General features: G+C 39.1%; 13 protein-coding genes and 1 pseudogene. 2 read left to right on the plus strand and 12 right to left on the minus strand.

Annotation, left to right across the window (positions count from 1 at the left end; all coding sequences use genetic code 11):
• Positions 1-132 precede the first annotated feature (132 nt).
• The 3 genes from FIM66_RS06060 to accD are packed head-to-tail and all read right to left on the minus strand — an operon-like array spanning position 133 to position 2,491.
• Positions 133-1,146 (minus strand): LapA family protein, encoded by a 1,014-nt coding sequence (locus tag FIM66_RS06060; RefSeq protein WP_001213468.1) that lies wholly within the window; start codon positions 1,144-1,146, stop codon positions 133-135.
• Between the two features lie 9 nt (positions 1,147-1,155).
• Positions 1,156-1,608: a 23S rRNA (pseudouridine(1915)-N(3))-methyltransferase RlmH gene (gene rlmH / locus FIM66_RS06065; RefSeq protein WP_140499969.1), complete on the minus strand. Its 453-nt coding sequence runs from the start codon at positions 1,606-1,608 to the stop codon at positions 1,156-1,158.
• Positions 1,609-1,621: 13 nt separating this feature from the next.
• Positions 1,622-2,491: an acetyl-CoA carboxylase, carboxyltransferase subunit beta gene (accD, locus tag FIM66_RS06070; protein ID WP_140600218.1), complete on the minus strand. Its 870-nt coding sequence runs from the start codon at positions 2,489-2,491 to the stop codon at positions 1,622-1,624.
• An 81-nt stretch (positions 2,492-2,572) separates the two neighbouring features.
• On the opposite strand from accD, the gene recO reads away from it, so the two are divergent.
• Together recO and FIM66_RS06080 are read left to right on the plus strand one after the other, a co-directional pair.
• Positions 2,573-3,187: a recombination protein RecO gene (gene recO, locus FIM66_RS06075; RefSeq protein ID WP_194149264.1), complete on the plus strand. Its 615-nt coding sequence runs from the start codon at positions 2,573-2,575 to the stop codon at positions 3,185-3,187.
• Between the two features lie 10 nt (positions 3,188-3,197).
• Entirely contained in the window at positions 3,198-3,854 is a 657-nt protein-coding gene (locus FIM66_RS06080; RefSeq protein WP_140600220.1) for a CinA family protein, read from the plus strand.
• A 1-nt stretch (position 3,855) separates the two neighbouring features.
• Here the strand turns inward: FIM66_RS06080 and FIM66_RS06085 are convergent, their stop codons facing one another.
• From FIM66_RS06085 to FIM66_RS06125, 9 genes and pseudogenes are all read right to left on the minus strand, one after another.
• The gene (locus tag FIM66_RS06085; protein ID WP_024118295.1) at positions 3,856-4,422 is read right to left on the minus strand and encodes a hypothetical protein; all 567 of its coding nucleotides are present in this window, start codon (positions 4,420-4,422) and stop codon (positions 3,856-3,858) included.
• A gap of 65 nt (positions 4,423-4,487) precedes the next feature.
• Positions 4,488-5,119: pseudogene (rdxA, locus tag FIM66_RS06090) on the minus strand (oxygen-insensitive NAD(P)H-dependent oxidoreductase RdxA).
• A complete protein-coding gene (gene lgt / locus FIM66_RS06095) occupies positions 5,116-5,970 on the minus strand; it encodes a prolipoprotein diacylglyceryl transferase (protein ID WP_140600221.1) in 855 nt (284 codons plus the stop codon). The pseudogene rdxA and the gene lgt overlap by 4 nt, the downstream one beginning before the upstream one ends.
• Before the next feature lie 9 nt (positions 5,971-5,979).
• The gene (locus tag FIM66_RS06100; protein WP_140548548.1) at positions 5,980-6,708 is read right to left on the minus strand and encodes an RluA family pseudouridine synthase; all 729 of its coding nucleotides are present in this window, start codon (positions 6,706-6,708) and stop codon (positions 5,980-5,982) included.
• Between the two features lie 17 nt (positions 6,709-6,725).
• Positions 6,726-7,907, minus strand: a complete 1,182-nt coding sequence (gene waaA / locus FIM66_RS06105; protein WP_140548546.1) for a lipid IV(A) 3-deoxy-D-manno-octulosonic acid transferase — start codon at positions 7,905-7,907, stop codon at positions 6,726-6,728.
• Positions 7,908-8,660 carry a zinc ribbon domain-containing protein gene (locus tag FIM66_RS06110; RefSeq protein WP_140548544.1) on the minus strand — a complete coding sequence of 251 codons (753 nt, stop codon included), beginning with the start codon at positions 8,658-8,660 and terminating at the stop codon, positions 7,908-7,910.
• A gap of 9 nt (positions 8,661-8,669) precedes the next feature.
• Positions 8,670-9,401, minus strand: coding sequence for a GTP cyclohydrolase I (locus FIM66_RS06115; protein ID WP_140548542.1), 732 nt, complete (start codon positions 9,399-9,401; stop codon positions 8,670-8,672).
• Positions 9,388-10,299, minus strand: coding sequence for a glycine--tRNA ligase subunit alpha (glyQ, locus tag FIM66_RS06120; RefSeq protein ID WP_140600222.1), 912 nt, complete (start codon positions 10,297-10,299; stop codon positions 9,388-9,390). Before glyQ ends, FIM66_RS06115 begins: the two co-directional genes overlap by 14 nt.
• Positions 10,300-10,312: 13 nt before the next feature.
• On the minus strand, positions 10,313-11,251 hold the full coding sequence (locus FIM66_RS06125; protein WP_140600223.1) for an NAD(P)H-dependent glycerol-3-phosphate dehydrogenase: 939 nt from the start codon (positions 11,249-11,251) through the stop codon (positions 10,313-10,315).
• Between the last annotated feature and the right edge of the window lie 106 nt (positions 11,252-11,357).

The following is an 11,357-nucleotide window of genomic DNA, read 5'->3' on the forward strand; positions in this document are numbered from 1 at the left end:
ATCAAGGTTTAAAGCATTAGCGTCTTTCCTCTTATCATTTGGCGCTAAAAGCGATCCAATTAGCCCATTCCTTGAATTTTTTGTAATCATCTATTTTTATCTGCCCTAAAAACATGAAGCCAAACAAACCCCCTACAAAAACGCTTCTAACTTATAGGCTTTTTTATGCTCTTGTTTCAAATCCATGTAAGCGTTTAAAAGCATGTATTCTTCAAAAGATAAAACCGCTAGATGTTCCTTAGCGAGATCGTTCATTTCTAATTCTAACAACACGAATAAAAAGGCTTTTTGCGCCTTATCGTCTTCTTGGCTTAAAATCTCAAAAAACTGGAACCATTGATCGGGAACAAGAAATTTTTGCGCTTTTTGCGCGAGCTTTAAATAATCGTCTTTGTCATAACCCACCTTTTTGCAAAGCTCTGAAATCTTTAAAGTGTCTGTGTTTAAAGATTTTTCAAAAAAGGCTTTTAAAAAAGCTTTCACGCACTCTTTATCCAAGTTCTCTTGCATCGCATTCACAGCCTTTAAAACCTCTTTTTTGCTGCCTTTTTGGGCGATTTCTATAAAAGCGTAGCGGCGTAATTCCAAAGGGATTTGTGCGTTTGTTAAAACTTCAAAGGCGTTTTTTAAATCGTTATGAATGAAAGCCTTCAAGCGTTTAGAAAAATAAGCATGCTCATAAGCTAGGGAATGCTTAGCGTGATCTTTAGGCTCAAGGGTGTTGTTTTCTATATTGTGGTAATGTTTAAAAAGGTTATCCACTTTTTCGCACCCACTATTTGGCGTGTTTAAATCAGCTTTTAAATCATAGCGGGCTAAGATTTGGGAGAGGTTTTTAGCGAGATCGCTTTTAAATTTTGTTTTTAAAAAAGTCTTTTGGGTGTCTTGGGACAGGATTTGCTTGAGCAATTTGTCAAAATCCTTTTTTTCATGGTATAAGCGGATTTTATGGCTGAGATTGTGCTTGAATAAAAAAACCCATGAAAAAAAAGCGAACATGCCCAAAACGCCCATAAGCCATACCGCAATGGGGAGATTAAAGCTGTAGCTCCCTAAATTGAAAGCGTAAGCTTGCGGATCAATACTATAAACAAACACGCCAAAACCCACGATAAACAAAAATGTAAAGATAATATAAAAACGCATGCGTACCTCCTATTTATGGTATGGATGCTTAAAAATAATGCTCAAAGCCCTATAAATTTGCTCGCACAAGACAATTTTAGCCACTTCATGGCTAAAAGTCATCTCGCTCAAACTCCAAGCTTGACAATCCTTTAAAAACTTTTCTTCAAACCCATACGCTCCAGCGATAAAAAAATTAATATTAAGATGATTTTCTAACATTTTACTAAACGCAAAGCTATCGCCCCTTTGAGCTTTAGGGTGTAAGGCAATATTTTTTGCCTTAGGGTTTAAATACGGCTCAAAGGCTAGAGAGTAGCTTTTTTGAGCGAACTCTTTAGAAACTTTTTGAGCGTTGGCGGTATTTTTAGGGAATAAATCCACTAATTCCAACTCGCAATCAAATTGCTTGCATTGCTTTTGATAGCTTTTCACTAACTCTAGGGGTGAACTTTTAGCGATAGAATACACCACGCAACGCATCAATGTTAAAACTTTAAAAAATCTTTGAAGTCTTATGCGTCATCATAGTGATGAGATCGCTTAAAGTTTTTTTCAAATCCCTCCTGTGCACAATCATATCAATCAAGCCATGCTCTAATAAAAATTCCGCTGTTTGAAAGCCCTCAGGCAAATCCGCCCCTATAGTTTGCTTAATCACCCTAGGCCCTGCAAAACCTATCATCGCCCCAGGCTCTGCGATAATGAGATCCCCTAAAAAAGCAAAAGACGCGCTAACGCCCCCATAAGTGGGATCGCTTAAGAGCGAAATGAAAGGGAGTTTGGCCTCACTCAATCGGTTCAAAGCCGCACTCGTTTTAGCCATTTGCATGAGCGAATAAGTGGATTCTTGCATCCTAGCCCCCCCACTCGCTGAAACAATCAATAACGCTTCTTTTTTAGCGACCGCGCGATTGATCGCTCTTACGATCTTTTCGCCTTCCACAGAGCCTAAACTCCCCCCCATAAAGCTAAAATCAAACACCACGATCTGCAAAGGCATGCGATTAATTTTAGCCTCACCGCTGATCACGGAGCTTGGGCGGTTAGTCCTTTTTTCGTATTTTTTAATGCGTTGCTTATAGCTCTCTTTATCCACGAAATTTAAAGGATCATTAGGCCGTAAGTGCTTGTCAAACTCTTCAAAACTCCCCACATCGCATAAAAATTCAATCCTTTCAGTCGCGTTCATGCGGAAATGGTAATGGCATTTCAAACACACGCTGTATTTACTAAACACTTCTTTATGATACATTAACGCATAACATTTAGGGCATTTCACCCAATGGCTTGGCTGTTCTTCCTTACTTGGTGCTGTCCGCAATTTATTGATCTTAAAATTTTTAAAGAAATCTGCAAATCCCATGTTTTTCCTTAATTTTGCAGTTTTGTTAGGATTGTATCCAAGTTTTGCTTATAATAAAACAAAATTAGCTTAAGAGTAGTGATGCAAGGGTTTCTTTTACAAACACAAAGCATAAGAGATGAAGATTTGATCGTGCGCGTTTTAACCAAAAACCAGCTCAAAACCCTCTATCGTTTCTATGGCAAACGCCATAGCGTGCTGAATGTGGGGCGTAAAATTGATTTTGAAGAAGAAAACGATGATAAATTTTTACCCAAATTAAGGAATATTTTGCATTTAGGCTATATTTGGGAAAGAGAAATGGAGCGCTTGTTTTTTTGGCAACGCTTTTGCGCTCTCTTGTTCAAGCATTTAGAGGGCGTGCATTCTTTGGATAGCATCTATTTTGACACTTTAGATGATGGGGCTAACAAACTCTCCAAACAGCACCCCTTAAGAGTGGTTTTAGAAATGTATGCCACGCTTTTGAATTTTGAAGGGCGCTTGCAAAGTTACAATTCTTGTTTTTTATGCGAGGCAAAATTAGAGCGTTCTGTCGCTTTAGCGCAAGGGTTTATTCTAGCGCACCCCTCTTGTTTGAAAACTAAAAGCCTGGATTTAGAAAAAATCCAAGCTTTTTTCCGCACTCAAAGCACGATTGATCTAGAAACAGAAGAGGTGGAAGAATTATGGCGCACGCTGAATTTAGGGTTTTGAAAGGTTAAAAATGAAATTTAAATTTTTGAATATGGATAATGAGAGCGGTTTTATTTTGATTGAAAAAGAATTAAAACGATTGGACATTCTCGCTCAAGTCAAAGAAGATTGCATTGAATTAAAAGGCGATAACATCAAACAAGCAAGAATCTATCTTAAAACGCTTTTTAACTCCAATATTGTGGAATTAGACGACAATCAAAAAAGCGCAAACGCTTTAATAGAGCGCTTGAAATCTTTAGGTTTAAAAATTGCGGTGGCTGAAAGCTGCTCTGGGGGGTTGTTATCGCATGCATTCACTTCCATTAGCGGGGCTTCAGCGGTTTTTATGGGGGGTGTTGTGTGTTACAATGAAGAGGTTAAGCGCGAATTATTGAAGGTCAATGCCACGACTTTAAAAGTCTTTGGGGTTTATAGCGAAGAATGCGTGAAAGAAATGCTATTAGGCGTGTTTTTAAATTTTAAAGTGGATTTAGCACTTGCGATCAGCGGGGTGGCTGGCCCTAATGGAGGGAGCAAGGCTAATCCTGTAGGCACGATTTATATCGGCGCACAAAAGTTAGGATCTCAAGCTTTAATTGATCGCTGTTTTTTTGAAGGGAACAGAGAAAGCGTTCAAAATAAAAGCGTAGAGCATGCCCTAAACATGCTCGCTAGAATGCTATAAACTACCTTAATGCACAAACGCTACCAAATTCTTTTTGAGCGACCTTAGCGATATAAGCGATTTCGTTATCGTTAAGGTTTTCAACGCTCGCTTTTAAATACCTTTTGATTTGCTCAATCTGGCAACCCACTAGCTTGATTTTCACCACAGCCACCTCAGATTTTAAATTCGTGTAGGTGTCAGATACTTGGATCTTAGTCGCTAGGTAATTATAGATAGCGTAGCTGATATTCGTAGCCGTTTGCTCAGACTCATGGAATTGCTCCATGAAGCGTTTTTTATACTTCAACATGATTTCATGAAAAACCACAATCAAGCTCAATTTAGCGTTTAAGGTCGCTTGCTCAATCCCTAAATATTTGTTATTAACAGGGATATACGCCACGCCCATTTCTTCGTAGGGGACTTTAGGGTCTTCAAAAACCCAAGCAGGAGCATCAGATAGTTCTGATTTCATGCCCTTTAAATCAGAGACTAAAATCCCATCATCTCTTAAAAGACTCTTAGCACTTAATGAAACGCTTGAAAACACCCCTAAAAGAGCGATTAAAACCATTCTTTTAAACAAAATACCACTCCTTAAACTTTAAAATTTAAGTTTGATTATAGTTAAAAAGTTTTGATTTTGTTTAATCACAACCAAGTAATTGCATCAACTTTTGATTTTCTTGATTTTTGGCTCGCTTCTGCCACCCTCTTACCCAAAGCGATCAAGCATGCGATTTTAGGCTTATTGATACGCTCTTCTAAAACTTCGCCCACTTTTAAAGGATCAAAGCCTCCAATAATGCAACTATCCAATCCCATTAAGCTCACGCCCATGCAAATTTGCCCCACAGCGATATAGCATTGCTCTAAAATATAGCTTTCTAATCTTTGCATGCTGTGGTTGAATCTCACGCCAAGCATTTGAGCGAAAGAGGGGATCACTCTAGCCTTATAAGACTCCGAGTAAAGGTTTTGCATGTAATGACCCGTGGGTAACAACTCGCTAGGTCTTAAAGAGCATACCACCATTAACGCTGAAGCGCTTTTAATCATTTCTTCATTAAAGTAGCTGTGTGCTGCAATTTGTTTTTTAAATCCTTATTAGTAACCATCACAAAATGCCATGGCTGCGTGTTGTAAGAGCTTGGCGATAGTCTAGCGATTTCAGCGATTTCTTCTAATTCTGTGCTAGAAAACTCATAATGGCTATCAAACATCTTGCAAGAATGGCGCTCGTTTAGTAATTGTCTTCTTTTTTCTTGATCCAAAAATTTCATTGATTTTCCTTTATTTTTTTAGAATTTTTTGTAGCATACAATAAAATCCCTAATGAAACAATTACCATAAGCAAGCTTAAAATCTGCCCCATGCTCAAATTTAAAAAATAAACCCCCATTTGGCTATCCGGCTCTCTGTAAAATTCCGCAATAAAGCGCATCAGGGAATACCCCAAACCATAAACCACAATCAGCAACCCATGCGTTTTGGTGTGTTTTTTAGCCCACATTACCATTAAAAACACGATAACCCCCTCTAAAAACGCTTCAATCAATTGGCTAGGATAACGCAATTCATTATCCACCATAATGCCTATGATTTGCCCTAAATGGCTGTCTTTGGGGACAACCCTCCCCACAAGCTCCTGATTTAAAAAATTCCCAATCCTCCCAAAAACATACCCTAAAGGCAGGCTAATCGCAATCAAATCCAAATAAATCAAAAGCTTTTTTAGATCCTTACGGCTATAAAGATACGAAGCGATCAAAAACCCCACCAACCCCCCATGATAGCTCATCCCACGAATGCCTACAAAATCCCCATGGCTGTCAAAAGGGTTGAAGATTTGCCAAAAATGCGTCAAATAATAGCTGGAATTAGGCTCATAAATAAGAATGTATCCTACCCTTGCCCCTAGCACGATGCCAAGCTCAGCCCATAAAAAATAACTCTCAAATTCCTTCCTTTCAATGGGGAATCGCTTGGGGTCTTTTTGGATCATTCTTAACGCCATATAAAAAGCGGTAACAATCGCGCACGCATACGCCAAACCATACCAATGCACTTCAATACTGCCAAGACTAAAAGCGATGGGGTTAAATTGATCATAAATCGTATTCCAAGCGTTCATGATCAATCCTTAAAATTCAAATTCTTTAGGGGGGATCGCTTCAAATTCATACCCTAGCAGCGCGATTTTATGCGCATGGAGCATCAAGCGTTTGGCTGAACCTGGCTCATTATTATAAAGCGTATCGCCTATAATGGGGTGGTTGATATGCTTTAAATGGACTCTGATTTGGTGGGTTCTTCCGGTTTTGATTCCCACTTTTAAAAGGGTTTTTTTGTTGATGATTTTTAAGGGCGTGATTATCGTAACCGCTTCTTGCCCTTTTTTAGAGATTTTACTGAAAGCTTTAGTGGTCTTAATCGTGAGAATGGGAGCGTTGATTTCTCGCTCTTCTTCTATAATGCCTTGAGTGAGCGTTAAATACTCCTTTTTAACCGCCCTATTTTTAAAAGCCTTTTTAGCTTTTAAGTGGAATTCTGAATTTTCTTTCACCAATAAAACCACCCCGCTTGTTTCTTTATCCAAGCGGTGCAACAAAACCCAACCTTTGAAAAAAGAGAGTAAATCATAGCTCTCTATAAAAGGGGGTTTAAAAAGGGCTAGAATGTTTTCATCTTCAAAAATCACGCCGGGTTTTTCAACCTTTTGGACGCTAAAATGCGTGTTTTTGGGGAGTTCTTTTCTGGCGACCATCAATTTCTTCCCCCCTATACTCACTAACCCCAAATCAATCAAAGCTTTGGCTTTTTTATGCGAAATGTTTTCTTGAACGCTCAGTATTTTATAAGCTTTTTCCATGTTTATCCTTATCCTTTTTAATGTTTAATGAAAGCGAGCAATTCGTTTAAATCATGCCCGTTTTCTAAAAAACGCACCACGCCTAAATTTTTGTAATCTAAAAGAGCGCCTAACAGATCCTCTTTTTGAACGATTTTATAAGGCTTGACTAATTCAAACAACGCTACTTGGTTGAAAATATACTCCCCTGTGATTAGGCGCGTATTAAAAAACGCCGGCTCTAAAGGGTTATGCCCCCCCATTTTGACAAACGAACCCCCTAAAATGACAATGTCTGCGATTTTGTAGAAGTTATTCAATTCCCCCAAGCTATCCACTAACAAAATATCGCATTCCACAAAACCTTTTGAAGAAAAACACTCCCAACTAAAACGAGTCGTTTTTAAAGCGTCTTGCAATAAATTTTGCACGCTTTTAAAACGCTCAGGGTGGCGCGGCACGATAAAAAGTCGTGCGTTTTTAAAAGTCTTTTTCAATTCTAAAAACGCTTTTAACCCTAATTTTTCTTCGCCCTCATGCGTGCTGGCTAAAACAATGTTTAAAGCGCTTGGGTTTTTAGGGTAAAACGAAGCGATTACAGGCTTTGAAAAACGCTTGATATTCAAAAAATCCACCACTTTTTTAGCCCCTAGATTCAACAAGCGCTTTTTATCCTCCTTGCTTTGCGCCAAGATCAAATCAATGCGTTTGAATAAAAGCGCATAAAAAAAAGAAAAACGCTGATACTTGGGGTAAGAGCGGACGCTGATCCTAGCGTTAATGAGCATGGTTTTTGCCCCTAATTTTTGAGCCGTATCAAACACATTAAACCACAATTCCGCTTCTGTAACCACCAAAGTTTTTAAGCGTTTTAAGTTTTTTTCCCATGCAAATAATAGGGTTTCAAAAGGCAGGTAACGCACTTCTATATGCTGAGAGTGCTGATAAGTTTGAGCGGCTAATTCAAAGCCGGTATTAGTGGTAACGCTAATTAAAATCGGCTCTTTTAAAGCTTGAATAATCGGCTCTAAAGATTTGACCTCCCCATAAGAGCATGCATGAAACCAAAAAACCGGCTCGCTTTTTAAAAGATTGTCTTTGAGAAAAAAACGGGCTTTTAAAGAATGGCGGTATTTTTCCTTAAAGCTCCAAAAAAAGATGAAAAGCACACCAAAAAGATGCCCCAAAGTTAACAATAAAAGGTAGAAAAACTTAAACAATCAAACTAATTCTTGGCTTTCTTTTGGAGGTTGAGCGCTGTTTTCATACGCGCCCTCAGCGTATAAAATACGCCCGCAATACGGGCAAGTGATCATATCCCCACTCGTTAGCACTTCGGTATAAATCTTATCGTTTAGTCTAATAAAACAACCCCCACAAGCCTGTTTTTTGATCGTTACAATGCTCGTGTTTTTCGCCCATCTTCTAATCCTTTCATAAAAGCTATAGATTTTAGGCTCGGTTTTTTCCACGAGTTCTTCTTTCTTTTTAAAGATGATTTGTTGGGTTTCTTTGATGTTTTTGACTTCATTTTCCACTAAGTTTTCTAATTCTAGTGCTAATTTTTCAAGCTCTAGCATTTCTTTTTTCAAATCCTCTTGTTTTTCGCTTTTGTGCTTGATTTCATTTTGCAAGTTTTCAATTTCTCTGTTGGCTTGGTTGGATCGCTCTTTAGCAATATCTTCTTCAATGTTTAAAGATCGCAATTCCCTTTCGGATTTGATCTCGCTCATTTTCTTTTGAATGCTAGCGATTTTAGCGTTCGTGTCTTGTAGGGTTTGCTCGTTTTTAGAAACCTGTAATTTTAGAGCTAATTTTTCTTCTTCTAAATTCAAAATCGCTTTATTTTTAGCTTCTTTATCATTCAAGGCTTTATCCAAGTCTTTTCGTTTTTCTCTGATCAATGGCTCTAAGGAGTCAATTTCTTTATCCAAATGCGAAATTTCAATCAATTGTTTGAGGTGGGTGTTCATCGCTTTCCTTTAAATGATTTGCAAGGGGTTTTTAAAATTCTCTATTGTAACCAAATAATTAAAAGAATGCAAAATTTCAGCCACAATCAGTGCAAAACCCCTTTCGCTATAATAATGCGTGGCGTCAATCAAACTTATCCCTAAAGATTGAGCGATCATAGCGTCATGGTATTTCACATCGCCTGTAATCAAACAGCTTTGCGCTTTTAAAGAAGAAAACATGGGCGCCCCCGATCCGCACACAAACGCTAAATCTTTAATCATTTGAGAACTTTTGACACACGCTAATTGTCCCACCCCTAAAGAAGATTTGATTTTTTTCACCAACGCATCAAATTCCATATTAGCATTTTCTTTCACTAGCATAAGGCCTTTTTCTATCAAGCCATCAAACCCTAAAAGCGCGTGCGCGAAATGCTTGTTTAAATGCGTTTTGTCAAAATTCGTGTGCATGCTGATGACTGAAATGTTTTTTTGGATTAAGATTTTTAAAATATTCCCCGGATAAGCCTCATCGTTAAGCGTTTTTAAGGGCTTGAAAATTAAAGGGTGGTGCGTGATGATTAGGGCGTTTTGCGGCGCGTTTAGAGCGATTTGAAGCGTGATTTCTAAGCATGCGATAATCTCGCCAAACTCGCTATTTTCACTCCCCACATTCAACCCGCTATTATCCCACAATTCTTGGAGTTCAAAAGGCGAAAGGCGGTTCAAAACTCCCAACACTTCCCTAACTAACGCCATTTTCAGCCTTTGTTAGAGTGTTTTTTAAACGCTCTTCTCTTTCTTCTTCTTGCTCTTTATAAAGAAGCGCACACCCTTTGGCTAAATCCCTGATTTGTAAAATATAATTTTGCCTTTCAGCCACCGAAATCGCTTTTCTGGCGTCTAAAATATTGAAAAAATGCGAACACAGCATCACAAAATCATAAGCGGGCAACGGGAGCTTGTTTTCCAAGCAATGCAAGGCTTCAGCTTGCGCGTTTTTAAACATTTCTAACAGCCTTTTCACGCTCGCTATTTCAAAATGATACTTGCTAAATTCGTATTCGCTTTCTAAATGCACTTGCGCGTAATTCACGCTGTCATAATCTTTTTTAGCCCATTCAATCTCTAGGATATTTTCCACTTTTTGGACATACATCGCCAATCTTTCTAAGCCGTAAGTGATTTCTACAGGGATAGGGTTGCAAGGAATGCCCCCCACTTGCTGAAAATAAGTGAATTGCGTAACTTCCATGCCATCAAGCCACACTTCCCAGCCAAGCCCCCATGCCCCTAAAGTCGGACTCTCCCAATTGTCTTCTACAAATCGTATATCATGCTCATTAAGGTTTATCCCTAACACTTCTAAGCTTTTTAAATAGAGTTCTTGGATATTAGAAGGGCTAGGCTTGATGACCACCTGAAATTGGTAATAACTCCCCAAGCGGTTGGGGTTTTCCCCATAGCGCCCATCAGTAGGCCTTCTAGAGGGTGCGACATACGCCACATTCCACGGCTTTTTATCCAAACTCCTTAAAAGCGTGGCCGGGTGGAATGTCCCGGCTCCTGCAGGAATATCATAAGGCTGGATCACCAAACAGCCTTGATTCTTCCAATACTCTTGTAATTTTAATAATAAACTTGAAAAATCTTGCATGCTCTCTTTCCTTTTAAGCGCGTCTGATCAAATCGTTCATGCTCTCTAGCACACTCTTACCCTTTAAAAGCAAGGCTAATTCGCTCGCAATGGGCGTATAAATGCCATATTTTCTAGCGATTTCCACAATGGCGTTGGTCGTTTTCACCCCTTCAGCCACTTCGCCTAATTCTTCTAAAACCATCTCTAAAGGCTTGTTTTGGGCTAGCCCCAAACCCACACGATAATTCCTGGATAAAATAGAATTAGCGGTTAAAAACAAATCCCCAGCCCCAGAAAGCCCTAAAAAAGTCTCCGTCTTGCCCCCAAAGAACGCCCCAAAGCGCTGCATTTCCACCAAACCTCTAGATAATAAACTCGCTTTAGCGCTATTGCCTAATTTCAAACCATCACAAACCCCCCCAGCAATGGCTATCACGTTTTTATACGCCCCGGCGATTTCACCCCCTATGATGTCTTGTTGGGCGTAGGCTCTGATAAAAGAGGGGGTTTTATTGGCAAATTCTAGCGCTAAAGCCTGATTATTGGAATGAATGACTAGCGCACAAGGCAAGCCTTGAATGATTTCAGCCGCAAAACTCGGGCCCGCTAAAAAACACAAAGCGTTAGGATCGATAAAATCCTTTGCGATCTCGCTCACAAACGCCTTATTTAACACCTCTATCCCTTTAGAAGCGATTAAAACCTTAGCGTTTTTGGGTAAAGAAGCGTTTTGAAACCATTCCCTTAGATGCTGCACGCTAATAGCGATGACATAGAGCGCTGCTTTTAAGCCTCTTTGTAAATCCACTTGCTCTATGGGGGCAGAACCTTTAGAAATCAAAGCGTCATTGAGCTTTTTTAACGGCTCGTTTAAATCGCGCCTTGAAATGATTTTGACTTCATTCTTTTCTCCAAAAGCAAAGGCTAAAGCCCTCCCCCACGCCCCGCCACCAAATACTGCAATTTCCATTAAATTCCTAATCTCATTGATTGTAAAACTCATCATTTTACAATAATAAGTTTAAAATAGCCCTTACATTCAAAACACTGTCTTTGATTAAAACATATACATATTA

The organism is Helicobacter pylori (genome assembly GCF_006439795.1).
Classification (GTDB): Bacteria; Campylobacterota; Campylobacteria; order Campylobacterales; family Helicobacteraceae; genus Helicobacter; species Helicobacter pylori_CR.

Bases quoted from the DNA above. Each gene is read 5' to 3' on its own strand.
- FIM66_RS06100 (WP_140548548.1), bottom strand. From the start codon at position 6,708: ATGGAAAAAGCTTATAAAATACTGAGCGTTCAAGAAAACATTTCGCAT.
- FIM66_RS06080 (WP_140600220.1), top strand. From the start codon at position 3,198: ATGAAATTTAAATTTTTGAATATGGATAATGAGAGCGGTTTTATTTTG.
- recO (WP_194149264.1), top strand. From the start codon at position 2,573: ATGCAAGGGTTTCTTTTACAAACACAAAGCATAAGAGATGAAGATTTG.
- lgt (WP_140600221.1), bottom strand. From the start codon at position 5,970: ATGAACGCTTGGAATACGATTTATGATCAATTTAACCCCATCGCTTTT.
- FIM66_RS06115 (WP_140548542.1), bottom strand. From the start codon at position 9,401: ATGGCGTTAGTTAGGGAAGTGTTGGGAGTTTTGAACCGCCTTTCGCCT.
- FIM66_RS06125 (WP_140600223.1), bottom strand. From the start codon at position 11,251: ATGGAAATTGCAGTATTTGGTGGCGGGGCGTGGGGGAGGGCTTTAGCC.
- FIM66_RS06060 (WP_001213468.1), bottom strand. From the start codon at position 1,146: ATGCGTTTTTATATTATCTTTACATTTTTGTTTATCGTGGGTTTTGGC.
- FIM66_RS06110 (WP_140548544.1), bottom strand. From the start codon at position 8,660: ATGAACACCCACCTCAAACAATTGATTGAAATTTCGCATTTGGATAAA.
- glyQ (WP_140600222.1), bottom strand. From the start codon at position 10,299: ATGCAAGATTTTTCAAGTTTATTATTAAAATTACAAGAGTATTGGAAG.
- accD (WP_140600218.1), bottom strand. From the start codon at position 2,491: ATGGGATTTGCAGATTTCTTTAAAAATTTTAAGATCAATAAATTGCGG.
- rlmH (WP_140499969.1), bottom strand. From the start codon at position 1,608: ATGCGTTGCGTGGTGTATTCTATCGCTAAAAGTTCACCCCTAGAGTTA.